Source organism: uncultured Fluviicola sp. (assembly GCF_902168135.1).
Taxonomy (GTDB): domain Bacteria; phylum Bacteroidota; class Bacteroidia; order Flavobacteriales_D; family Crocinitomicaceae; genus Fluviicola.
The window spans coordinates 110503-134602 of sequence record NZ_CABHOL010000021.1; the positions used below are offsets into that span (position 1 = coordinate 110503).

The following is a 24100-nucleotide window of genomic DNA, read 5'->3' on the forward strand; positions in this document are numbered from 1 at the left end:
CTCTACTTTTGCTTCATTTCCTCAATAACTGCCTGCTGCTGTTTCACCTGCTCCTGCAATTGGATCACGTACAAAGTCAATTCTTCAACCTTACGCAGCAACAAATCATCCATTTGACCTAAAGAGTATCCATTTTCTGCAAATTCTTTGGCTGAAGGAATTTCCGGTAAATGCTTGTTCTCATTGACATAGGATTTCAACTCTTCCAAAGGCATTAACTTGTAATCCGTTTTGAAAACGTGATCCGAATTTGGTACATCTGCAATTACTTTGACCTTTTCGCAAAGAATTCCTCCGTTGACCATCAATTTATGGCCTTGGGTATTGACAACGGTACCATCGTATCTTTCAGCAACGCCCATGGTAATTGTTCCGTCGTTTTGAAGAGCGAACATCGCACCCTGGTTTCCGCCGCCGTTGGTAAATCGTCTGAAGTAAACATTACCAACAAAATCCATAAAGGTACCTGCACAACAACTTGCTTTGTACATAGTGAAAACAGCGTCTGTTGGATTCTCTGCTCCAAATTTAAGTCGGAAATCACTTGGAATAAATACGTCTCCTGCCACATGCAATTTCCCTTGAGGAGCAGTAGTTCCGATTCCAACATTCCCTGATGTAGGGTCAATGTACATTCGTGTTGCACCGTTTGTCTTTAACGAAAGACCGATTCCGGAGTAGGAATTATAGCCACCTGTCAGCGAATAAATGTCTTTGTTGAACAAAAACTTAGAGCGATCTGTGTAAATGTGGCCCCAATTTGCATCAGCCGGACCGAGCTGAATGTTTCCATAAGTGGTTGTAAATGTATTCCATGTTTGAGAACTTGAGAATAAGGCTACTAAACATGGAATCAGTGTTAAAATGGTTTTTTTCATAGTGATTGTTTTTTTCTAAAAATAAGTAAAACAATCACTCAAACTTGCTTTTCACACACTGATATTGACAATTTAACATTTTGAAAACATTATAACTAAACAGGTAATTTTAGTTAGAAAAAGATTAATTATTCAGTTAAAGAGCAAACTATGAAATCAAATCAACCAATCCAAACTACACCTATAGTTTATCCCTTAGATCCGTAATCGGTTTTTCATAAAACTTGTAAATCAATGTTGAAATGAAAAGCGTGAAAAACCAAAACAGTGAATAATAGAGAGCATTTTCCAAGCGTCTGTCAGGTATAAAGTTTTTAGCAAACACACTAGCAACCAGAGATAAATTCACCAAATACATAGCATAAGAAATGACTGAAATGTAAGTAACAAACCTTCCAATTGCCTGAAATCTAAAGTTCTTAATGGAATCTGCTTTAGCCAGAAGCAGCGAGGCCCCAAAAGAGGTTACGCAGAAATAAAATGTTTTACTGTAAAAGTCATTCGGCTGCTTCGGTAAATAGATGTTTAGATAAATCAACGCCAATCCTAATAGAAACAGCCAATTTCTTGCTTTAGAGAAAAACGATCCATGATAGAATTTAACGTATGCCATTAATACTCCATAACCAATCGCATCCAATCTTGTCAATACTACTTTCCTGAAGTGGACGTCCCACCAAAAACCGTCTACTTCCTGTTCTGAGATCGAAATCCGATAAATCACAGGAACAATTAGAAGTAATAAAATGCTCAAAAGGATGGCTGTTCTTTTAGGAATGAATCGCAGAAATATAAAAAGGAATACCGGCAAGAAAATATAAAACCATTCTTCAATCGATAAGCTCCAGCTTTCCCAGAAAAAATCAGTAAACCCAGTGGCAAAATTCTGAAGAAAAAATAGGAATTCCCAGGTACATTGTTTCAAATCACCTGAGATAATAGCAAACTTGACAAGCAATACATTTACTCCCAGGATCAGGTAGTAATTCGGCAAGGTCCGAAACCATCTTCTTTTCAGGAAAGTAAACAACTCTGAGATTCCAAATTTCTCAGTCTTCTCAATATTCTTAATTAGCATTGAACCTATCAGGAATCCGCTAAGAACAAAAAATAATTCTACTCCATCGATCAATGGTATTGAAGGAAGAAAGCTGAAGAGATTGCCAGCTAAAAATGATCCGTGTCCTAATACAACAAGAATAATGGCTGTTGCCCGGAAAAAATCCAGGCCGTAAACGCGGTTGGAATAATCTACCTGTATGAGTTTCATGAATTCGAAGGTACGAAAAGGATCCAAAAAAAGGCTGTCATTTCTGACAACCTTTCCTTTTTTCACTATAAATCGATTAGCGAATTATTCCAGCTTCCAATAAAGCTCTGTTATCGCGTACGTTCAGTTTTTTCTGTAAAGCCTGACGGGAAGAGTTTGCAATGCTTCCTTTGATCTGGCCCAACATCTGTAATTTCTCAGCATCGTAGTTTTTCGCTGCCGGAGCTTTTACTGTTTTGTTCACACGGAACACGTATACTCCCGACTGACCAACTGATGCCTTAGAAGACATTTTATCCTTGATCTTACCGGAGAACAACGCTCCGACCAATTCCGGTTCGTAACCACCACCCTGGATGCTTGGAGATGCAAATGTTACTTCTGCCTGCTTCACGTCTGTTTTCAATTTCTTAGCCAAAACTTCCAAATTCGTAACAGATCCCATTTTCTTCAAAAGGTAGTTTGCTTTCTTCTCGTTCAAAGCATCTGTTGTCATTCTTTCGTAAACATCAACCAGTGCAGGAACTCCTTTTTCACGGATCGAAGAAACGATCGCGATGATCAAACGGTTGTCGTCCTGGATAGGAGAAGAACACAAGTCCCCAACTTCCGCTTCATCGTTGTAAGCCAATTCCAAAATAGACTGAGCAGCCATTTTAGTGGTAAATCCTTGTACTCTCGGAGACTCATCGAACATGCGTACCGGTCTGGAGTAATATCCTTCTCTGCGTGCAATCGTATCGAACAAGATGATCTTATCTGTAATATCCGATTTTTTGTTCAACTCACGGTCCATTTTTGACAATAGGTTGTATGCTTTGTCTTTCAGACTCATTTTTGTCTCTTCAGACGGAAGCAATGTTTTTTGAACCACTGCTAAAACCGGGAATCTTGCATCACTTTTTCTGTCCAATACTTCCATGATGTGGAATCCGAAATCTGTTTGAACCACTCCGATTGAACCAACCGGCTTGCTCTTTGCAAAATCCGAGAACGGCGTTACCATTTCGTAATCCATGAAGTCTTCGTAAACACCTCCTTTGTCTTTTGATCCCGGATCTTCTGAGTACTTCTTCACGAATTCTTCGAAGTTTGCAGCGTTAACTACTTTCACCAAACTGTCAGCCAACTTCTTAGCAGAAGCAATCTTCTTAGTATCTCCTTTTTGAGCGCTGATCAAAATGTGACGCACTTTCATCACGTTTGAGTTGAAATCCATCACTTTCGCGATACGTGTTGTTCCGTTCTCATTGTATGGCCCTACAATCTGACCGATAGCTGCTGTTTTGAAAACTGTATCCATAGCAGCAGGGTAAGTCATTCCCTGGCGTGCTTTCGGGTCACCTTCCGGACGGAAAGTCATCATGTGGCCTGAGGCATATAATCTTGGCAATTCTGAGTTACTCAGAATGAATAAAGAATCGTTTGTAGAAGCTGCGAATCCTTTCTTGATAACTGCCATTTCTTTGTTGAATACTGCAGAATCTTTTTTGGAAGGAACGATTGTTACATCAAAGTACTTCACATCGCGTCCTGCCATTACCTGGTATTTAGGCTTCTCTTTGTTCTTTTCGTAGAATGCACGAATTTCTTTATCGGAAACCTTCATTTGGTTTTCTGTGATATCGCGGTACGCACCCATTACAAAAGAAATAGACTTCGATTCGTTTTTCGCCAAATATTCGTTCTTAGCTTCCAATTTTGTAACGTAAGCTCCCTGACCCAGGTACTGGAAGTATTTTTCCTGCATACGCTGCGTGCGAATTGCTTCTTTGGTTCTTTTCCAACCTTCGATCGCATTCGGGTCAGTCGATTTCTCCTGGTCCTGGATGTATTTTTCCAATTGAGCAGCGTTGAATTGTCCTGTAGCAGGATCTGTAAATGCCTGTTGGATTTCCGGCAATAAAGTAAATCCTTCTTCTCCGTAAAGGAAAGAAGTAAATTCTTTTTCCGAAACCGCTAATCCAAGCGCTTCGTACTCACCTTTCAAGATGATCTCATCAACTGAAGCTGACCACGCTTTATCCGCAGACTGTTCCGCATCTCTATCCGTATACTCTTTTTGCTGCTGTTGGAACTGCTGTCTGTCAGACATTTCGAACTGGCGCAATTTAGAATAATAAACCGCCGTATCAACTTCATTTCCGTCGATTGTACCTAATGTTCCTCTATCTACCGAGGAGCCGATTTTATCAAATAATCCGGTAAGGATAAAAGTTAAAAGAGCTAAACCTGTGATACCTACAAGCAGGTAACGCATGTTTCTGATTCTACCGATGATTGCCATTCTATATTTTCTTTTAAGGGTGCGAATATAATGAGTTGAACCGACTTTTTAAACCTTTCTACTTTTTTTTGTTGTTTCTGGCTCAATTATTTGTCTAATTTAAATTCGCGGAACTTTAAATTAAAGATGAAATATTTTGGCTCGCTGATTTCTCAGATAGCGCAGATTTTGATTATTCAAATTCATGCTCACACTTCGTCAGAGCTCTTTATAGTTCAGATGAATTGAGAACTTCAAACTTAATAAAGGTTAAAATCAGGTAGGAATAAAACCGGAAAGGAAAGTCTGTCGTAACTTGTAAAAAATTATCCATGAAACATATTATTTTCTCCTTAATTGTTACGCTGATCTCGGTTAGTGCGTGTGGTCAGAAAACCAAATCTGCCGAAATTGACAAGACTTCAAAAACTCCGGCCCAATTATCCAAATACCAGGTTGCTTACTTCGGAAGCGGTTGTTTTTGGTGTGTCGAAGCGATTTATGAATCGGTGAAAGGAGTGGCCGAAGTAGAAAGCGGGTATTCGGGCGGACATGTGGAGAACCCGACTTACGAGGAAGTATGCACAGGAACAACCGGACATGCCGAAACGGTGAAAATCTATTACGATTCTACGGTTATTTCCTACGATGATTTGTTGAAAGTCTTTTACGATTCCCACGATCCGACTACTTTGAACCGCCAGGGACCGGATGCAGGAACACAGTACCGTTCGGCTATCTTCTACCGGAACAATTACGAGCGCGATCATGCAAAAGCGTATATCGATGAATTATTGAAAGAGCAAAAATTCCCGAGAATCACTACTGAAGTGGTTAAATACACGGCTTTTTACAAAGCAGAAGAATACCATCAAAACTTCGAGTGCCGCAATCCGAACAACGGGTATGTGCAGGCGGTTTCACAACCAAGACTGGAGCAGTTTAAAATTAAGGCTCCGGAGATGTTGAAAACAAAATAATTGTGAATTGCGAATGCCGAATTACTATTGGAGTTCGGTATCTGCAGGTAATGATTTTCGCAGTATATTTTGAATTTGAACTATGATTATTGTTCTTTTTACGGTCTATACTTGCTCATGAAAAAGTATCTTCTGGACTCCCCATCTGCTTTCTCTAAATACAAAAATCCTATACGGGAATCCGGGTAATTCTTTCGGTATTCTGACACAATTCTCAGATTCTGAATTTTACTCCAGCCAAATTCCAATTCTTCGGGTAAGTTAGATCCAAAAATAAAATCAATTCTAGAAGTATCCAATGAAACATTGTAAACAGCGTGTTCATCTAATTCTTCTCCCGGGACAGAATCAACGAGGTGATAACCATAAAAATTAATAAATTCCATCGCATAAAAAGATGGCACTTCCATTCTATAATGTGTTATTGGTCCTACACCGTAAGCATCAATAAACATATCATAATATGTTATTCCCGTCGTTCCATTAAACACTGACGAAGTATTTAGAGGAGATTCATTTAAAGATAGAAATTCATTTGCTTCATATTCTACTGCATATTCTACAGAATCAGAAACAACTACAGCAAGAAAAACTCCTTTTGAGACTGATATTGGGGTATGATTGATGTCTTTCTTTTTACAAGAAACTGCAACAATGATGATTAAAGGCAGTAAATATTTCATTTGGTTAAAATTTTAATCAAAACTAATTCAAATTCTCCAAATAATCTTCTACTTCCCTCGCATGTACCATCGGGATGGAACACAAACCGGCCGCACAGACTGTAGCTTCGGAATCCTCGGTATAGCGCACCAGTAAGAATGGAGAACTCTGCTTTCTGAAGGTATTCCAGTCTGCGGTTTTTGGAATGGTCAATAAACGCACTTCTTTTTGGAAACGCAGCAACAACAGCGCCCAATTCGAATAACCTGAACCGTATTGCTCCATTCCGTCGATTACGTTTTGAAGCAATTGTTTCGATTTCGCTTCGTAATCGAGGTTGTCCGTCAGCAAGGAAAGTGTCAGCAGGTTATTGGCCATGATACTGTTCGTAGCCGGAATCACATTGTCGTTAATTTCCATTTTCCGGGCAATCAGGTCGTGGTCATCTGCCGTGAAATAGAACATGCCTGAAACCTCATCGTAAAAATGCTCCAATGTGTAGCTGCATAATTCGCTGGCAAAATTCAAATCTTCTTTATCGGCAGTGAGTTGGTAAAGCGTCAAAAATGCCTGGATAGTAGTTGCATAATCATCGAGGAACCCGGTGATGAACGAACGTCCGTTCTGGCGGGTGTGAAACAATTGGAAATCGGCTGTTGTTTGGTAGTTCCGCACCCATTTCGCGATTTGCAAAGCCAGCTTCAGGTATGCATGATCTTCCGTTGCTTTGAATGCCTCCAATAAGCCTGTAATCGTCAGTGCGTTCCATGCGGTTAAGCATTTCGTATCCGTAACCGGGGCAATGCGTTTTTTCCGGATGTGTAATAAGGTATCCAACTGCGACTGGATTTTTGCCGGATCAATCTCCGGGTTGTTTTTGCAGAACTCTTCCCAGGTTTCATTTCTCAATAAAACCCATTGCTGATGTTCCCAATAACCTTTATTCCCCGGATTGTAAAATTTCCAGAACCAGGAAGCATTTTCACCTAAAGCGGCTTCAATCTCTTCCTTTGTCCAAACGTAGTATTTTCCTTCTACCCCTTCCGAATCTGCATCCTGGGCAGCAAACAATCCGCCCTCTTCACTCTGCATTTCACGTTCCAGCCAACCCAGTGTTTGATCCAGCACCAGTTTGTATTCCGGTATTTTTGTTGTCGTGTAAGCCTGAGCATAGACACTTAATAACTGTCCATTGTCGTAAAGCATCTTCTCAAAATGCGGGATTTTCCACAACATATCAACTGAATATCGCGAAAAACCACCGCCAACCTGGTCGTAAATTCCACCCAATGCCATTTTGTGCAAAGTCAGGTTGACATATTTTTGAATCTCTTCGTTCTTTTGCAAAATCCCGTAATACAATAAGAATTCCAGGTTACTCGGAAGCGGGAATTTTGGTGCTGAAGTGGGACCGCCTTCTACCATATCCATGCGCTGCTGCCACCTGCGCACCAGCTCCCACAATTTATCCTCCGGAAAAGGCTTCACGGGTTCTGCAACCGCAATCAAATCCGACTGCTGTACGCCATCAGCCAGTTCTTTGGCATATTCCAGCACTTTTGCAGGTTCTGCTGTGTAAGTATGGTTCAAAGATTTCAACACGTGCATCCACTGTTCCTTTGGGAAATATGTTCCCCCGTAAATCGGCTGTCCGTTCGGAATGGTGAAACAATTTAGAGGCCATCCTCCTCTTTGGGTCATTAACTGAACAGCAGTCATGTAAACCTGGTCCACATCCGGGCGTTCTTCCCGGTCGACCTTGATGCAGATAAAATGTTTGTTCATTAACGCTGCAACTTCTTCGTCTTCGAAACATTCGTGTTCCATGACATGGCACCAGTGACAAGCTGAATATCCTACGGAAACAAGTACCAACTTTCCTTCCTTTTCAGCTTTTTCAAAGGCTTCCTTCGACCATGGAACCCAGTTTACCGGATTGTGTGCATGCTGCTGCAGGTAAAGACTGCTTTCGTGAATGAGATCGTTTGTGTATTGTTCCATGGATTAAAGGTACGAAATCCACCAGTAGGGGCGTAAAATTTTACGCCCCTACTGGCCAAATAATATCCATTTCCCTGCATATAATAAACAATGACTTGTCTTTTCCTTAAATGGATTAATTTTGTAGCTCAATTTTAAATAGAAGTGAAGCAATTACAACCTTTTCATGTGCTGATGTACCTTGCCGGAATCCTGGTATTACTGACCGGTATTAGTTTTTTAGTTAAAGGCGATACGATTGATTTGTTTGGAACAGATGTGCGTTTTTTGACCTTCAATGACGCATTGACTCCTCCGAAACCGGTTGAAAAAAAGGATATTACCAATATTGTAAAGGTAGATACCGTGAATATTGAAAACGTATCCGCTGATACCACGATCAAAAACACTTTCGAATCGGATGGAAAAATGGGAGCTCCGACAGGCGGAACGCTGTCTGCTGAAGCTGCTACAAGTCTTCAATTCAATGAAAAAGGCCAAAAAGCACTTCATGACTTCTTTGAAAAACTGGAAGGTGCGGCAAAAGGAAAAAAAGTGCGCATCCTGCATTACGGAGATTCGCAAATTGAAGGAGACCGCATGACTTCTTACATCCGTCAGCGCCTGCAGACACAGTTCGGCGGATTCGGCCCCGGAACCATTCCTGCAAAGAACGAATACAACACGATTACTTTCAAACAAACCTGTTCGCCCAACTTTACCCGTTATACAGCTTTCGGTGGTGCCCGTTTGAAATCCAAAAAATACGGATCCATGAACACCGCTGCACGCTTCACTCCTGAAATGGATAGTGCACAAATGGCCCTTTCAACCACTATTAAAGAAGCATTCATAGAAATTGAGCCTACAAAAACAGCTTATTCACGTGCAAGAACATACAATCATGCTAGAATGTTCTACACCAGCTGCATCAAACCCTGTAAAATAAAAGTCTATAACGGAACGACCCTCATTCACGAAGACAGCCTGGAAAACGACGGGAAGTATCACGTTCTTTCGCTTGAATTCCCAAATACTCCGGGAAAATTACGGTATGAATTCGCATCTTCAGTGAGTCCTACCATTATCGGTTTCTCATTGGAAAGTGATTACGGAGTGTTAGTCGACAATATTGGTATGCGTGGCTCAAGCGGAACTTTCTTCGGTAAAATCGACCACAATACGGCATCCAAAATGTATTCGGACCTGAATGTGGAAATGGTTATCATGCAATTCGGAGGGAACGGTGTTCCATATATGAATGATTCTTCATCAGTTCGACATTATGCAAAGCAGTTCAAAGGGCAATTATACACTTTGAAAAAGCTGCGACCTTCTGCATCCATCATCGTAATCGGACCAAGCGACATGTCTATGCAGGGTGCGGCAGGAAGAGTCACTTACAAAATGCTTCCGTTCCTGGTACAGGAAATGACCCGGGTATCCAAAGAAGTCGGTGCATGTTATTGGGACCTTTTCAGCGCAATGGGCGGAGAAAACTCGATGCCGAGCTGGGTCGAAAAAGGATTGGCCGGAAATGATTATATCCATTTCACCAACCGGGGCGCAAGTATTGCATCGCAGCTCTTCTTCGATGCATTCGCCGCAGAGTATGTCAAATGGAAACAAGGAGCTCAATAAAAACGGCATGTTCGTTGCTCAAATCAAATATTGGATGAAATTTAGTTTGTATACCGCATTAGTCATTGCTTCTCTGATTGCCTGCACAGGCAGGTCACAGGTTGCGGTTATGCGTGATAAAACACCCCTGGACACTTACACTTATCCTCTTTTCCATCACCTGGACACAAACCTGAAACATCAATATCCTTTCATCAATTTTGAGAACAACTGCTTTCGTTTTTATAGTCCGAAAAGTGCCAACTGGGAACGTCTTTTCGAGGACTTCCGGAATATGACTACGGACAAGAACTGCAAATTGAATTTTTACCACATCGGAGGTTCGCATTTACAGGCAGATGTCTATACACATGATATCCGTACCTACCTGCAGACACACTGGCTGAACCTTCCGGGTGAACGCGGACTGATCTTTCCGTTCGACCTGGCAAAGACCAATAATCCCTGGAATTACGAATTCCATTCCAAAAATCACTGGATTGCGCATCGAAGCGTGAATTTTAACCGTCCGGAAGGACTCGATTTCGGTCTGCTTGGTGCCATTGTCGAATGCCCGGACTCCATTATTGAGATCCGGTTCAATTACGATAAAACGGATGTCAAGCCCGGATTTACACGTTTACGGGTTTATCACAACAAGGGAGCTTTCCCCTATGAGCTGAATTTCGGACCTGACGAGATCCTGATCGTTAACAAATTCCGGAATGAAACCCTGGGATACACAGAAACAGTATTTACAGATCCGGTGGATACTTTCAACCTGCAGTTCACACGATTGATTGCCGGACCTTATCGCTTACAGCTGAATGCTTTCCAATTGAGCAACGCCTTTCCGGGTGTTTCATACACCGCAATCGGGATCAACGGAGCAGGATTGTATACCTACCTTGCCAACGCAAATTTTGAAGAGCAGTTGAAAGAATCACCCCCTGATTTCTTTGCATTCTCAGTAGGAACAAATGACGCAAATGTTCCTTATGCTTCCTTCAACCCGGAGGTTTATAAGAGCAACCTGGAAAAAATGATGATCAAAGTTTTAACGGCAAATCCGGAATGTGCCATTTTGCTCACTGTTCCGAATGATGCCGGTTATAAGAGGAAATATCTCAACAAAAATGTAGCCCGCGAGCGTGAAGTTATTATTGAACTGGCCCGGAAATACGAATGCCCCGTATGGGATTTCTACGGCATCATGGGGGAATTGGGCTCTTCCAGGACATGGAATGCTAAAGGGTTGATGCGTGGAGATTTGATTCACTTTACGGCAACAGGATATCATTTAAAAGCTGATTTATTCATGGATGCCTTTGAGAAGTGGCTTCAGCAAATGGAAAAAAGAAAATACATAATCAATTAAAATACCTCTTTAAAAACCTTTATGGAATCATTGCACCGCATTTTTAGTTTCACTCCCATGTCAGCAAATGACCTGGCATTTAACAGACTGGATTTCTGGATTTTCTTCCTGGCGTTCATGGTGCTTTTTAGTTTCCTGCACAAACATCAGCTGGTACGCAGTATGTTTATTACAGTGGCAAGTTTGTTCCTGTATTTCAAAACTTCCGGATTCTTTGTAACACTTTTGGCACTTTCGGTGGTTGTCAATTTCTTGCTTGGGAAATGGATTTTCAAGGTCGAAAGCAAGGCGGGGCGTAAATGGATTATTGCATTTTCCGCAACTTTCAATCTATTTTTCCTGGGTTATTTCAAATATGCCCACTTCTTCACGGAATCCTTCAACAAAATGTTCCATACGGATTTTGAGATCTTCAACTCTTTCGCGCAATGGGGCAACGGGTTCTTCGGTGACGGGACTTTTGAAACAATGATCCTGATGCCGGCCGGAATCAGCTTCTTTACATTCCAGTCCATCAGTTATGTTGTCGACATTTACCGCAAGGAAATTGCACCGGTAAAGAACTTTTGGGATTACGCGTTCTATGTAACTTATTTCCCACATGTACTTATGGGACCAATCGTTCGTGCACGCGATTTCATTCCGCAAATCTACCAGAAATTCAAACTTACCCAGAAAGAATTCAGCGAATCGGTGTTCCTGATTATGAAAGGACTTTTCAAAAAGATCGTACTGGCCGATTTCATTGCAACCCATTTTATTGATGCGATTGTAGACAATCCGGAGGTTTATCCGGGATATTGGAGCATCATTGCCATGTGGGGATATTCCCTTCAGATTTACGGTGATTTCTCCGGTTATACGGACATTGCTATTGGGATTTCCAAATTGATGGGCTTCGAGCTTTTGCCGAATTTCAATTCTCCGTACAAAGCCAACAGTGTGGCTGATTTCTGGAGAAGGTGGCACAAATCCCTTGGTTCCTGGCTAAAAGATTACCTCTACATTCCGCTGGGCGGAAACAAAAAAGGATCCATCGGTACCTTCATAGCAATCATTGTCATTTTCATTTTCCTGATCTTCATTACCGGCTGGTATGAATTAATCTTTGTCTATGTCGGTTTAATGAGCTTGTACGGAATTGCCATTCTCATCAGTCCGAAAGTGAAAACATTTATGTACCGCGACCTGAACCTCCTGATTACAATGGTCCTGGGGGGATTGTGGCACGGAGCTTCCCAAAACTTTGTAATCTGGGGAGCCATGAACGGATTGGCTTTGGTGATCTACAACCACTGGAAAAAAGTTTCTCCTTACGAAAAAAGTTCCTGGTGGATCGTTCATTTCTGGAAGATCCTTCTGACCTTCAACTTCATCACTTTTACCCGTATCTGGTTCCGACTGAAAACGGAAGGTGCTCCGACCAAAATGCTGGACCGTATCTTCAATCATTTCGATTACAAATGGGAAACGTTCCAAAAACTAATTGACACTTATTCTCCTGCGCTTTTGATAATGCTGTTAGGATTTTTCCTGCACTGGATGCCTCAAAAATGGAAAGATTTCATGGTGGGAAGTTTCGTGAAAACGCATTATGCGGTGCAAATGTTAATCATTGCTATTTTCGTGGTGATTCTGTACCAGGCCGCTTCCAATTCCTTCCATCCTTTCGTATATTTGGAATTCTAAAAACAGGTTCAAAAGAGTTGAAAAGGTTCAAAAAGTTAACCCATTCAATTTAAACATTTGAACATTTGAACTATTAAACTAACAAAGAAACATGTTACCAAAGGTTCACTTTCAGGATTTGGGACTGATCGATTACCAGGAGGCCTGGGATTACCAGGAGAAACTCTTCGGGGAAACAATTGCCTTAAAAATCGAACGCAGGAATGAGACCAGCACAGAGGAAACCAGGAACCATCTATTGTTCTGCGAACATCCGCATGTTTTTACTTTAGGGAAAAGCGGTACGGAAGATCATTTACTCCTGAACGAAACCGGTTTGGAGGAACACGATGCCAAGTTCTACAAGATCAACCGCGGAGGCGATATTACCTATCACGGTCCCGGCCAATTGGTGGCTTACCCGCTTTTTGACCTCGATTATTTTTTCACCGACATTCACAAATACATGCGTTACCTGGAAGAAGCCGTCATTCAGGTATTGGCACATTATGGGATCAAAGGTGAACGTTCCCAGGGCTTCACCGGTGTATGGATCGATCCTGAAAAGCCGACAGCACGTAAAATCTGTGCTATGGGAGTCAAATCTTCCCGCTGGGTAACCATGCACGGAATCGGTTTCAACATAAATTCAAATCTTTCCTATTTTTCTCACATTGTACCTTGCGGAATTGAAGATAAATCTGTAACTTCCTTGCAACTGGAACTTGGTAGAGCTGTTGATATGCAGGAAGTAAAAGACCTCCTAAAGGAAAAATTAGCCTCCCAATTCGGATTCACTTACGCACAATAGTCATGAAACGCACCCTGCTCAAATGGTTAAAACGAATCGGATGGTTTGTCTTAATCCTCTTTTTATCCGTCAATATTTTTATTCTTTTAAGCGGTCGTTTCTACCTCTACAAAGGAATTTATTACACGTATTTGCAGGGAGAAACTTCGCCAACGATCTATGACCTGAACAAGTTTTACAACTCAACGGTGAAAGCCCCTCGAAAAAGTGAAGCCTGGGATTTCAAGCTGCTCAAAAATGAAGTGCTTGACCAGGAAGATCTGAAATACATGGAAACCTGGCGAACTTCGTCTTTTTTGGTCGTGAAAAATAACCAGGTAATCTACGAGCATTACTGGGATGAACACCATCCGGAAACCGTTTCCAATTCTTTTTCTGCTGCGAAAACCGTGGTCAGTATACTGATAGGAATTGCACATGAAGAAGGCGCTATCAAAAGCCTGGATGAACCGGTTTACAAATACATTCCGGAATTTACGGGGAAAGGGAAAGAAAAAATCACCATCCGGCATTTGCTGGCCATGGCTTCGGGGCTGGATTGGACAGAAAGCGGTAAAAATCCCTTATCTGAAAATGCTGAATCCTATTATGGGTGGGATTTGAGAGGGTTGGTAACCCGCCAGCATGTGGAACGTGCTCCCGGACAGGAATTCATTTATCAAAGTGGTAATTCGCAGCTGCTTGCTTTTATTCTTGAAAAAGCTACGGGGAAAGACCTTTCGCAGTATGCTTCCGAAAAATTGTGGCAGCCAATCGGTGCAGAATCAGATGCATTTTGGAGCCTGGACAAGAAAAGCGGCGATGAAAAAGCATTTTGCTGTTTGTACAGCACCACACGTGATTTTGCGCGCATTGGAAAGGTATTGGCCAATCACGGAAAATGGAACGATAAACAGGTCATTCCGGCTTCTTATTTCGATGAAATGGTCAAAAACCCGGTCATGACAACAGAAGAAGGCGTTCCGAATACGCGTTATGGTCTTCATATCTGGACTTATGTAAGTAACGGCCACCCGGTTTATTACTGCCGCGGGATAAAGGGCCAGTACATCATTGCCATTCCGGATGAACAGTTAATCGTTGTAAGAACCGGTCACAAACGCGCTCCGGACACAGATCCTAAAATCCTGGAAAAAACAAATACCAAAGCAAACCAGGAGAAAATCGGTCATCCATCCGATTTGTTTGAATATATCCGCATGGGAAGAACAATAGCAGCTGCCAACAAATGATTACTTTCATGCTCACAAACAAATGAGCATTGTAAAAATAATGGAACGCAGGGATTACGCTAAAGTTTACCTACCTCTCTTTTTTATTCTCCTGGGCTTCGTGCTTAAGGGACTTTTCCTGGGCTCTAATTCACTGGGGGGAGACGAACCATTCAGTGTATACCATTCGCAACAGTCGCTGGATCATTTATTCGGCATTTTCCAACATGAAAATAATCCGCCGCTGCATTTTTTGCTGCTGCATTACTGGATCAAATTTTTCGGTATTTCTGAAATCGCGGTGCGGATACCTTCCCTTATTTTCAGCGCTTTCACTGTGCTTTTCATTTACCGGATCGGTTTACGGTTCTTCAACCTGCGTGTAGCGGTTATCGCTTCCGTTCTATTCACTTTTTCGACTTACCAGGTCTTATACGCACATGAAGCCAGAGCTTACGCATTGATGGGGTTTCTGACTGCTGTTTCCATGTTCTATTACCTGGAGATTATTCATCAAAAAAACAGGAATAACTGGAAACTATTCTGGTTTCTATTGGCAAACACTTTGTTGATCTATACGCACTTCTTCGGATTTTTCGTCCTGTTCATCCAATTCTTCTTCATCCTGTTCCAGCGAAAACTATTGAAAGTACATTACCGCTTCCTGATTCTTTTTGTGCTTGTCATGCTGATTACCTATTCGCCTTATTTATGGCTGATTTTGAACCGGTTCTCAAGCGCTGCGGGAGGAACCTGGGTAACACCTCCAAGCGGTATCAATGCGTTGTATGAAATGTTGCGTGCTTTTAGCAATGCACCTGTAACAGCAGTGTTTACATTGGCCGGAATGCTTGTCGGATTGGTGTTTTTGATCATCAAACGCAGGCAAAATCCCAATCGCATTGCAACGAGATTGATCCTATGCTGGTTCTACATTCCGTTCCTGTTTATGTTTGTGATTTCCTTTTGGATTCCCATGTTCCTGGACCGTTACCTGATGTTCGTTTCGATCGGTTTTCCACTCATGGTTGCTGTTTCCACCGATTTTATCCTTCAAAAACCAAAAATACGGCTTCTTATCCCGGCTTTGATCTGTCTGCTGTTTATTGTGACTGTAAAACCCAATAAAACCAACAAACGAGAAGTCAGGGAAACAGTCCAACTGGTCAAACAACTCGAAAATGACGAAACACTGGTCTTGGTAGCTCCGGTTCATTTTTCGCTCAACTTCATTTACTATTACAACAGGGAGTTGTTCAAATACCCGGATATTGAGCTTGCCAAAAAGAACCTGAGTGAACGTAATCTTTACTGCATCAACAGTTTGGAAGGTATTGACTACAAATCCGCAAAACGCATTGTTTTGGTAGATGCAGCCAGTAATTTTTCCGCACCGGATAATAACATTCTGAACACATTGAATGCGGAGTTCAACCAGGTAAACAAACACCATATCGAAGAAATTTTCGATATCTACGAGTTTACGTCCAAATAAACCATTCTCCGGAAACGTTGAAGTAGAATAAGCAGCAAATGATTAACTTTGCAATCCAAAATCGATTGAAGCAATGCGCGAAGAATTAAAAGGTCCGGTAGTTGAAAATGTAAAAGTAGTGGTCGTTCCCGAAATCAATGAAGAAGGCGGAACACAGCACTATGTTTACCTGTTGAACTTACGTGACGACATCATGGAAGGAATCATAATCACGAGTCGTGGCTATGGCGAAGATGTAAACACCGGTGAAAAGATCAAAACCTCTACTTTACGTCATTCACTGGAAGTATTGCTGCCGAATGAAGCTGCGAAAATCGAGCCTATTATGGAAGAAGTGTTTGGTTTGACAAATGAATACTGGGTTTCTTTTTGGGCGGACGACGTGATGTACGACAAACGATTCATTTTCCTTCCGGAAACGATCGATGAGAAGAATTTCATCGAGATCCCAAAGCTGGGTGGTAAAGGAATTATGATCGGATAAGAAGAGTCAAGACTTTCAGAGACAAGACTAAAAAGACAGCTTACACATAAGAGAAAACCTCGACTCCAAATTAATGGATTGTCGAGGTTTTTCAATTTTAGTGTATTGTCTTGACTCTTTTGTCTTAAAGTCTACTATAACGTTCCACGTTTTTCCTGCTCTCTTTCAATCGATTCGAACAAGGCTTTGAAGTTTCCTGCACCGAATCCTTTTGCTCCCATTCTCTGGATGATTTCGAAGAAAACAGTCGGACGGTCTTCAACTGGCTTTGTAAAGATCTGCAGCAAATAACCTTCCTCATCCGCATCGATCATGATTCCCAGTTTTTGCAATTCGTTGATGTCTTCTTTGAATTTTGACATGTGGTCTTTCAAACGCTCCGGAATTGCATCGTAATATGCCTGCGGAGGAGTTGACAAGAACTCTACTCCACGGGAACGCATATCTGCAACTGTTGTGATAATATCATCTGTTGCAACCGCAATGTGCTGAACACCTTCACCTTCGTAAAAATCAATGTATTCTTCGATCTGAGATCTCTTTTTACCTTCCGCAGGTTCGTTGATCGGGAATTTAATTCTTCCGTTTCCATTCGACATTACTTTCGACATCAAAGCAGAATATTCCGTCGTGATCTGCTTATCATCAAACGATAAGAAGTTTACAAATCCCATGATATCTTCAAACCACTTCACAGCCTCATTCATTCTGTTCCAGCCGGTATTTCCTACCATGTGATCAATGAATTTCAATCCAACAGGAGCCGGGTTGTATGTTGTTTTATGCTCCACGTAACCAGGCATGAAAACACCTTTGTAATTCTTACGCTCTACGAATACAAAAACCGTTTCACCATAGGCTCCGTAAATTCCGGAACGAACAACTTCTCCGTGTTCATCAGATTCAACCATTGGTTCAAAAAAGGATTTCGCACCTCTCTTAGTTGTTTCTTCGTAAGATTTTCTGGCGTCTTCCACCCAAAGTGCAATCACTTTAACACCATCGCCGTGCTTTTTTACGTGCTCTCCGATCGGTGAATCACTTTTCAAAGCCGTTGTAAGTACAATTCGGATCTTATCCTGCTTCAACACATAAGATGCGCGGTCTTTCACACCTGTTTCCAATCCGGCATAAGCCAAATCCTGGAAACCAAATGCTGTCTTGTAAAAATGGGCAGCCTGCTTCGCGTTACCTACGTAAAACTCTACATAATCGGTTCCCAACAAAGGCAAGAAGTCTTGTGCACCTTCAAAAATTTTCTCTAATCCGTATTCTACGTTCTTAATTTCGTTACTCATATTTTTTAATTATCAATGTTGTAATTATCAATTATCAAGCAGTCTCCCTGACAATCTGTTCTTAAGTTCAATCCATTCGTAATTCGTTCCGTCAGCTGACGGACGTAATTCGTAATTATTTGTCAAGCCAGCTGGTCGCGTAGGAATCATCTTCCATATCAATAGCAGTCTGTGTTAATTTTAAGGGCTTGAAAGTATCTACCATCACAGCGAGTTCTTTTGTTTCCGTCTGCCCGATACTTCTTTCGTATGCTCCAGGATGCGGCCCGTGCGGAATACCCCCCGGATGCAGTGAAATGTATCCTTTCTCCACGTGATTTCTACTCATAAAATCACCATCCACATAGTAAAGCAACTCATCCGAATCGATATTACTGTGATTATAAGGTGCCGGAATAGAAAGCGGGTGATAATCGTACATTCTCGGAACGAACGAACAAATCACGAAATTGTGGCCTTCAAATGTTTGGTGTACCGGAGGCGGCTGGTGAACGCGCCCCGTTATCGGTTCGAACTCATGGATTGAAAAGGCATACGGGAAGTTGTATCCGTCCCATCCGACAACATCAAATGGATGTGAAGCATATTCCAGCTCGTGGAGCATGTTTTCCTTTTTAATCTTGATGATAAAGCTTCCCAACTCATCGTGTGTTTCCAATTCTGTTGGTCCTCTGAAATCACGCTCGCAGAACGGAGAATGCTCCAATAACTGCCCGAAGTTATTCCGGTAATTACGCGGCGTTAAGATCGGAGAGAATGATTCAACAATGAACAACCGGTTCTTTTCCGTTTCAAACTCTATCTGGTAGATCATCCCGCGAGGAATAACCAGGTAGTCTCCGTAGCTGAACGGAATATTACCCAGCATAGTTCGCAGCTTCCCATTTCCTTCATGGATAAAGATGACTTCATCAGCATCTGCATTCTTATAGAAATATGTCTGCATCGATTTTTTCGGGGCTGCCAAAGCGATATTCAGGTCATTATTGAAAAGAACGATCTCACGAGATTCCAAAAAATCGTCTTTCGGTGCTACGTTGTATCCCTTCAACATGCGTGAAGTGATATTCTTATTTACGGCAGGAACCGGCGTAAGGTCTTTCAGCTCTTTGATCGATCTCACCATCGTTGGCCGGTGTACGTGATACAATAAAGAAGAAAAACCATGGAATCCTTCCGTACCGAACAATTGTTCGTAGTACAGATCGCCGGATTCCTTGCGGAATTGAATGTGTCTTTTAGGAGGAATTTTCCCCAACTTATAGTAAAAAGGCATGTTTAAATTTATTTAGTTTTTAACAATTCGACGATAAACAGGGAGTTTGCTCATTCAGGTTTGCGAATAAGTAACCACATTAGTTTTAGCATCAATTCCAACCACATAGTATCTGAAAGTTACGCAAAATTACCGACAAAACGAGTGATAAAAAATGAGAATTGTCAGTTTTTTGACAAAAGTGAAAACTTTTATTCCATTGAAAAAAAAGTATATTTGCGCTCAAATCGAACGCCCAATGAAAAAAATTCTGGTTTTAGGTTCCTGCGGACAAATCGGTACTGAATTGGTACTGGCACTGAGAGAAAAATTCGGTGCTCAAAATGTTGTCGCAGCCGATTTAAAAGATGAATGTCCGGAAACACTTGCAAACGGACCCTACATCCAATTAGATGCCCTAAACAAGGATTTGGTCCGTTCTTATATTATAGAACAAAAATTTTCGGATGTGTATTTGTTGGCTGCTTTGCTTTCGGCAACAGCAGAGAAGAACCCGGATTTCGCGTGGAAACTGAACATGGAAAGCCTGTTCATCATACTGGACCTTGCAAAAGAAGGACATATTTCCAAGATATTCTGGCCTTCATCCATTGCGGTCTTCGGTCCCACGACACCAAGATTCAATACCCCGCAATATACAGTGATGGAACCAAGTACTGTTTACGGTATTTCCAAGCAGGCTGGAGAAAGATGGTGTGAATATTATTTCAACAAGTTTGGCGTGGATGTTCGAAGTATCCGTTATCCCGGATTGATTTCTTACAAAAGCCTTCCCGGAGGAGGTACTACAGACTACGCGGTAGACATTTACTATAAGGCAAAAGCAGGAGAACACTTCACCTGTTTCCTCAAAGAGGATACCGCACTTCCGATGATGTTCATGGACGACGCAATTCGTGCAACTATTGAATTGATGGAAGCTCCGGCTGAAAAAGTAAAGATTCGCTCCAGTTATAACCTTTCTGCCCTGAGTTTTACCCCTAAACAGATCTTTGAGAGCATCCAAAAAGTAATTCCTTCATTTACCATTAATTACGAGCCTGATTTCAGACAAGCCATTGCTGATTCCTGGCCGGCATCCATTGATGACTCTGCGGCTCGTGAAAACTGGGGGTGGGAAGAATGTTATGATTTAGATAAAACTACTCACGAAATGTTAAATAACTTATGACTAGCGTTTAAAAAACGTTATCTATTCATTGTTAATCGAAAAAATAAAGCACTTCAGCGAATTTTTGTATGTATTTAGGCAACTGTAACAAAATAATTCTATCTTTAGATTGCGCTACAAAACTAATTCAAAACATGTGGAAGTATAAACAAGTCGGACTCGCTGTTTTTTTCCTGTCACTACTTATGACTGCCATGGCATCCCCAAATACTGATCAGGATGGTAAGCTGAATGTTACAGATGAGAAAGGAAGAAAGCAGGGTAAGTGGATTTACTATGGTAAAGACCGCCCGGATTCCGGTGTTCCCGCAAACGGTAAAGTAGAAGAAGGAAAGTATGTAGATGACCGTAAAGAAGGCATTTGGATTAAATATCATACAGATGGTATAACACCATCCCTCAAAGGAAATTACGAAAACAACCGTCCGAAAGGGCAGTTTACACGCTATTGGGCCAACGGCCAGCCGAAAGAAAAAGGAAACTTCGAAAAGAATATCTATAAAGATTCCCTGATCCGTTATTATGAAAACGGGCAGCCTTCCTACCAGGGGAAATACAACGAAATTGGAAAAGAGAACGGGAAGATACGTTATTACTACCCGAATGGTCAATTGGAATATGAATACGATTCCAACAATGGTGTTATTTCCGGAAAAGCCGTACGATACTATGAAAACGGTGATATAAAAGAGATCTCTTATTATGATGGTTCGGGTAACCAGACAAAATCCGAAACAAAGGACCCTGTTCACCCGATGGTGAAAGTAAAAGATCCCGGACAATCCAAAGAAAAAGCTCCAATTATCGGAGGAACTCCTAAGACACAAGGTGTCAAATGGTCTCCGAACGGTTACAACAAAGTCTACAACAGTGACGGGGAAATCTGGCAGGACGGAGAATTTAAGAACGGTGCACTTTGGGATGGAAAAGTTTATGTCTATGACAATGATGGAATCCTGTTGAAAGTGAAAGTCTACAAAGGTGGTGTCTACCACTCCGACGGACAATTGTAAAAGCAACCGAAGCAAACTTTATATAAATAGAAGTCCCTTCTACTCCGGTGGAAGGGATTTTTATTTGCTTTTTACATAGGTCACAACGCTTGCGCTAAAGCTACAGCGAAGGCGCAGAGAACACATAGAATTAATGATATTCAAGGGGTAAAACAATATTCTGATTTTTTCAACGAGAATGATTTAAATTCCTCATAGCTATCTGTTTTTTTATTATACTTCTTGGATAACGTATAACATCAAGTATTTTAGAGAAAACTATGTGTCCTATTGTTTCTATGTGGTTCACAAATCAAGGCTTATCCCAGAAAGTAGGCTCCGAGAAACGGATGATGGAAATAAAATTACTGCTTACTTCACGCATGATAATGGAATACAATAAGCCGGTTAATCCACTGTACACAATTTGGTATTCTGTAACAAACACGCCATCCTTGTATACGTATTTTGCCTGGAGATTCCCAAAAGTATCATACGTAAAGCGCGATTCGGACATTGGAATTGTATCCGTATTCTTGTACACAGCAACTTTTTCGATCAATCCTTTATCCGAATAACCGTATTTGGTGGTTATACGGTTCCTGGTGATGGTAAATACTTCCTCTTCGCGGGCCAAATATCCCAGACTATCCTTGTACTTAGTTACTTCGAGGTATTGGTTCCCGTAGCTATTGAATACCTTCTTTTTGAACTGCCCTTCATACATCTGGTATTCCATCGTTTCGGTATTCCAAAGTAAACTTCGTTCGATGGCCGGCTTCAGAATGCTGTTCATCGTATCAATGTCTCGGTAAACTTCTTCCTTTACAATTTGTCCCTCCGAGTTATAAGTATAATAGGTTGAAAGAAAACCGCGTCTCTGGCTTATTCTTTTTCTAACTATCCGGCCGTCAGGAGTATAATCGTAGAAGCGGACCGTGGTATCCGTAGTCTGATCTCCTTTTGCTGTTTGATAATGACGGACCAGGTTTCCAAGTGTGTCGAAGTTGAATACATACACATAATTGGATTCACGCATGATATCGCCCTGTTTCTTAAAGGTAAACTTGCCGTGAATTTCCTTGATCTTACTTCCCTTTACAAAATGTGTATTGAAAAAGGGAATATCCGTAAAAGCTACACCTTTCGTATTTTCAATTAACTGGGCAAAAGATTGGGATACGCTAAAAAGGAGAACTAAAAAAAAGCTATACTTCGAAAACATAGCACAAAAATGGCGTGAATTTCGAAGCATAGCTACTATTTTAAGAAAAATTAGAGTTCTTAATAAAGGAAAGGAAGAATAAAACTGAATCCGAGCATACCTACCAATGCAATTGTCAAAACCGCAATTGTTAACGGCGACAATTTGATTTTCTCTTGTTCCTGTTCTGCCGGAGAAGCGATTGTTACAAGCACTTTCAGGTAGTAGTAAATACTGATCCCTGAATTGATCAATGCAATGATCACTAACCAGGAAGCATTTTCCCATGCAGAGGAGAATAAAATGTATTTCGCAAAGAATCCCGATGTTGGCGGAATTCCAGCAAGTGACAACAAAGCCACAATTCCTACAATTGCCAGGAACGGGTTTCTTTTGCCCAATCCTCTCAACCCTTCGATGCGGTCTTCCGAATCATTTACAGCAATTGCAACGGCGATAATTCCAACGATAGAGAAACCGTAAGAGAACATGTAGAACCACAAAGTACCGGCAACATCGCCCTGGGACACAAACAACAAAAGTGTGTAACCCACGTGGGTAATAGAAGAATAAGCCAATAAACGTTTAAATTTCACCTGGCGAAGTGCGGATAGATTCCCGACAAAAAGCGTGATGACAATCATTACTACCAAAGCTCCTTTCCAGAAATCATATAGTTCTCCTCGTCCGAAACAAAAAGCAAACATTTTCAGGAATGCGAAGAATGCAGCGATTTTCACAACAGATGCCATGAAACCGGTTACCGCAGGTGGCGCTCCGTCATATACGTCCGGACTCCAGAAATGGAACGGTGCCGCACCTACTTTAAAAATAAACGATGCCATGATCAATAACACACCGATCATTAAAATCGGGCTCAATGTATCCATTTCCTGGATCTTCAGTTGGATTTCCTGCAACTTGAATGTTCCGGTTGCACCATACACCCACGCCAATCCGAATAAGAAAACACCTGTAGCAAATGACCCTGTTAAGAAATACTTCAAAGATGCTTCTGAAGAGCGTACGTCCGCTTTATTACTTCCCGCCATCACGTAAATCGGAATGGAAAGGATCTCCAGGCCGAGGAAGAACATGAACATATCTGTGTAAGCCGTCATGATCATTGCTCCTGTCGCAGAGAACAACAATAAACCAATGTATTCACCCGTATGCACCGGGTTCTCTTTAAATCGCTCGTAACCGATACCGACAATCAATAAAGTCAGAACGCAAATTGCTAAGCTAAAGAGCAACGCCACCTGATCAAAAGCTAATCCTTCATACTTCAGGAAGTCAAAAAATGCCTTTCCTGTTTGAAGCTGTCCGATAATTACGATAATAGCAGCCAACAAACCTGCCATAGCAGATCCAACAACTAACCAAGGTTTCTTTGCAAAAGCAGCAAATAAGGAAATCAATCCACTGGCAAAAACAATTAATAATGCATCCATA

Annotated in this window: 19 protein-coding genes; 10 read left to right on the forward strand and 9 right to left on the reverse strand. The window is 41.5% G+C overall.

Annotation, left to right across the window (positions count from 1 at the left end; genetic code table 11):
- Positions 1 to 2: 2 nt before the first annotated feature.
- The 3 genes from QZT69_RS08185 to QZT69_RS08195 form a co-directional block, all read right to left on the reverse strand.
- Positions 3 to 878, reverse strand: coding sequence for a hypothetical protein (locus tag QZT69_RS08185; protein ID WP_294672860.1), 876 nt, complete (start codon positions 876 to 878; stop codon positions 3 to 5).
- A gap of 181 nt (positions 879 to 1059) precedes the next feature.
- The gene (locus tag QZT69_RS08190) at positions 1060 to 2148 is read right to left on the reverse strand and encodes an acyltransferase (RefSeq protein WP_294672863.1); all 1089 of its coding nucleotides are present in this window, start codon (positions 2146 to 2148) and stop codon (positions 1060 to 1062) included.
- A gap of 76 nt (positions 2149 to 2224) precedes the next feature.
- A complete protein-coding gene (locus tag QZT69_RS08195; protein ID WP_294672866.1) occupies positions 2225 to 4435 on the reverse strand; it encodes a peptidylprolyl isomerase in 2211 nt (736 codons plus the stop codon).
- Positions 4436 to 4746: 311 nt separating this feature from the next.
- Between QZT69_RS08195 and msrA the strand changes: the two genes are divergently transcribed.
- Positions 4747 to 5394: a peptide-methionine (S)-S-oxide reductase MsrA gene (gene msrA / locus QZT69_RS08200; RefSeq protein WP_294672869.1), complete on the forward strand. Its 648-nt coding sequence runs from the start codon at positions 4747 to 4749 to the stop codon at positions 5392 to 5394.
- A 98-nt stretch (positions 5395 to 5492) separates the two neighbouring features.
- Here msrA and QZT69_RS08205 read toward each other — a convergent pair whose 3' ends face one another.
- Both QZT69_RS08205 and QZT69_RS08210 read right to left on the reverse strand, forming a co-directional pair.
- Positions 5493 to 6077, reverse strand: a complete 585-nt coding sequence (locus tag QZT69_RS08205) for a hypothetical protein (RefSeq protein ID WP_294672872.1) — start codon at positions 6075 to 6077, stop codon at positions 5493 to 5495.
- A 22-nt stretch (positions 6078 to 6099) separates the two neighbouring features.
- On the reverse strand, positions 6100 to 8058 hold the full coding sequence (locus QZT69_RS08210; RefSeq protein ID WP_294672875.1) for a thioredoxin domain-containing protein: 1959 nt from the start codon (positions 8056 to 8058) through the stop codon (positions 6100 to 6102).
- A gap of 144 nt (positions 8059 to 8202) precedes the next feature.
- On the opposite strand from QZT69_RS08210, the gene QZT69_RS08215 reads away from it, so the two are divergent.
- The 7 genes from QZT69_RS08215 (at position 8203) to QZT69_RS08245 (ending at position 16704) form a co-directional block, all read left to right on the forward strand.
- Positions 8203 to 9678 carry a hypothetical protein gene (locus QZT69_RS08215; RefSeq protein ID WP_294672878.1) on the forward strand — a complete coding sequence of 492 codons (1476 nt, stop codon included), beginning with the start codon at positions 8203 to 8205 and terminating at the stop codon, positions 9676 to 9678.
- Between the two features lie 34 nt (positions 9679 to 9712).
- Entirely contained in the window at positions 9713 to 11035 is a 1323-nt protein-coding gene (locus QZT69_RS08220) for a GDSL-type esterase/lipase family protein (RefSeq protein ID WP_294672882.1), read from the forward strand.
- 21 nt (positions 11036 to 11056) lie between these two features.
- Positions 11057 to 12724 (forward strand): MBOAT family protein, encoded by a 1668-nt coding sequence (locus QZT69_RS08225; protein WP_294672885.1) that lies wholly within the window; start codon positions 11057 to 11059, stop codon positions 12722 to 12724.
- A gap of 91 nt (positions 12725 to 12815) precedes the next feature.
- Positions 12816 to 13514, forward strand: coding sequence for a lipoyl(octanoyl) transferase LipB (gene lipB / locus QZT69_RS08230; protein WP_294672887.1), 699 nt, complete (start codon positions 12816 to 12818; stop codon positions 13512 to 13514).
- Positions 13515 to 13516: 2 nt separating this feature from the next.
- Entirely contained in the window at positions 13517 to 14746 is a 1230-nt protein-coding gene (locus QZT69_RS08235) for a serine hydrolase (protein ID WP_294672890.1), read from the forward strand.
- 22 nt (positions 14747 to 14768) lie between these two features.
- Complete coding sequence (locus tag QZT69_RS08240) at positions 14769 to 16220, forward strand: glycosyltransferase family 39 protein (RefSeq protein WP_294672893.1); 1452 nt, start codon at positions 14769 to 14771, stop codon at positions 16218 to 16220.
- A 73-nt stretch (positions 16221 to 16293) separates the two neighbouring features.
- Entirely contained in the window at positions 16294 to 16704 is a 411-nt protein-coding gene (locus QZT69_RS08245) for a hypothetical protein (RefSeq protein ID WP_294672896.1), read from the forward strand.
- A 134-nt stretch (positions 16705 to 16838) separates the two neighbouring features.
- On the opposite strand, the gene hppD is transcribed toward QZT69_RS08245, so the two are convergent.
- Complete coding sequence (hppD, locus tag QZT69_RS08250) at positions 16839 to 18002, reverse strand: 4-hydroxyphenylpyruvate dioxygenase (RefSeq protein ID WP_294672897.1); 1164 nt, start codon at positions 18000 to 18002, stop codon at positions 16839 to 16841.
- Between the two features lie 115 nt (positions 18003 to 18117).
- A complete protein-coding gene (locus QZT69_RS08255; protein WP_294672900.1) occupies positions 18118 to 19278 on the reverse strand; it encodes a homogentisate 1,2-dioxygenase in 1161 nt (386 codons plus the stop codon).
- A gap of 238 nt (positions 19279 to 19516) precedes the next feature.
- Between QZT69_RS08255 and QZT69_RS08260 the strand changes: the two genes are divergently transcribed.
- Together QZT69_RS08260 and QZT69_RS08265 are read left to right on the forward strand one after the other, a co-directional pair.
- Positions 19517 to 20449: an NAD-dependent epimerase/dehydratase family protein gene (locus QZT69_RS08260; protein ID WP_294672903.1), complete on the forward strand. Its 933-nt coding sequence runs from the start codon at positions 19517 to 19519 to the stop codon at positions 20447 to 20449.
- A 134-nt stretch (positions 20450 to 20583) separates the two neighbouring features.
- A complete protein-coding gene (locus QZT69_RS08265) occupies positions 20584 to 21462 on the forward strand; it encodes a hypothetical protein (protein ID WP_294672906.1) in 879 nt (292 codons plus the stop codon).
- 292 nt (positions 21463 to 21754) lie between these two features.
- On the opposite strand, the gene QZT69_RS08270 is transcribed toward QZT69_RS08265, so the two are convergent.
- Positions 21755 to 22696, reverse strand: a complete 942-nt coding sequence (locus QZT69_RS08270) for a hypothetical protein (RefSeq protein WP_294672909.1) — start codon at positions 22694 to 22696, stop codon at positions 21755 to 21757.
- Positions 22697 to 22725: 29 nt separating this feature from the next.
- Entirely contained in the window at positions 22726 to 24099 is a 1374-nt protein-coding gene (locus tag QZT69_RS08275; RefSeq protein WP_294672912.1) for an NADH-quinone oxidoreductase subunit N, read from the reverse strand.
- Position 24100: the final 1 nt, after the last annotated feature.

What these genes read in the sequence shown, in the direction of transcription:
- QZT69_RS08185 (WP_294672860.1), bottom strand. Translation starts at nt 878, where the DNA reads ATGAAAAAAACCATTTTAACACTGATTCCATGTTTAGTAGCCTTATTC.
- QZT69_RS08190 (WP_294672863.1), bottom strand. Translation starts at nt 2,148, where the DNA reads ATGAAACTCATACAGGTAGATTATTCCAACCGCGTTTACGGCCTGGAT.
- QZT69_RS08195 (WP_294672866.1), bottom strand. Translation starts at nt 4,435, where the DNA reads ATGGCAATCATCGGTAGAATCAGAAACATGCGTTACCTGCTTGTAGGT.
- msrA (WP_294672869.1), top strand. Translation starts at nt 4,747, where the DNA reads ATGAAACATATTATTTTCTCCTTAATTGTTACGCTGATCTCGGTTAGT.
- QZT69_RS08205 (WP_294672872.1), bottom strand. Translation starts at nt 6,077, where the DNA reads ATGAAATATTTACTGCCTTTAATCATCATTGTTGCAGTTTCTTGTAAA.
- QZT69_RS08210 (WP_294672875.1), bottom strand. Translation starts at nt 8,058, where the DNA reads ATGGAACAATACACAAACGATCTCATTCACGAAAGCAGTCTTTACCTG.
- QZT69_RS08220 (WP_294672882.1), top strand. Translation starts at nt 9,713, where the DNA reads ATGAAATTTAGTTTGTATACCGCATTAGTCATTGCTTCTCTGATTGCC.
- QZT69_RS08225 (WP_294672885.1), top strand. Translation starts at nt 11,057, where the DNA reads ATGGAATCATTGCACCGCATTTTTAGTTTCACTCCCATGTCAGCAAAT.
- lipB (WP_294672887.1), top strand. Translation starts at nt 12,816, where the DNA reads ATGTTACCAAAGGTTCACTTTCAGGATTTGGGACTGATCGATTACCAG.
- QZT69_RS08235 (WP_294672890.1), top strand. Translation starts at nt 13,517, where the DNA reads ATGAAACGCACCCTGCTCAAATGGTTAAAACGAATCGGATGGTTTGTC.
- QZT69_RS08240 (WP_294672893.1), top strand. Translation starts at nt 14,769, where the DNA reads ATGAGCATTGTAAAAATAATGGAACGCAGGGATTACGCTAAAGTTTAC.
- QZT69_RS08245 (WP_294672896.1), top strand. Translation starts at nt 16,294, where the DNA reads ATGCGCGAAGAATTAAAAGGTCCGGTAGTTGAAAATGTAAAAGTAGTG.
- hppD (WP_294672897.1), bottom strand. Translation starts at nt 18,002, where the DNA reads ATGAGTAACGAAATTAAGAACGTAGAATACGGATTAGAGAAAATTTTT.
- QZT69_RS08255 (WP_294672900.1), bottom strand. Translation starts at nt 19,278, where the DNA reads ATGCCTTTTTACTATAAGTTGGGGAAAATTCCTCCTAAAAGACACATT.
- QZT69_RS08260 (WP_294672903.1), top strand. Translation starts at nt 19,517, where the DNA reads ATGAAAAAAATTCTGGTTTTAGGTTCCTGCGGACAAATCGGTACTGAA.
- QZT69_RS08265 (WP_294672906.1), top strand. Translation starts at nt 20,584, where the DNA reads ATGTGGAAGTATAAACAAGTCGGACTCGCTGTTTTTTTCCTGTCACTA.
- QZT69_RS08270 (WP_294672909.1), bottom strand. Translation starts at nt 22,696, where the DNA reads ATGCTTCGAAATTCACGCCATTTTTGTGCTATGTTTTCGAAGTATAGC.
- QZT69_RS08275 (WP_294672912.1), bottom strand. Translation starts at nt 24,099, where the DNA reads ATGGATGCATTATTAATTGTTTTTGCCAGTGGATTGATTTCCTTATTT.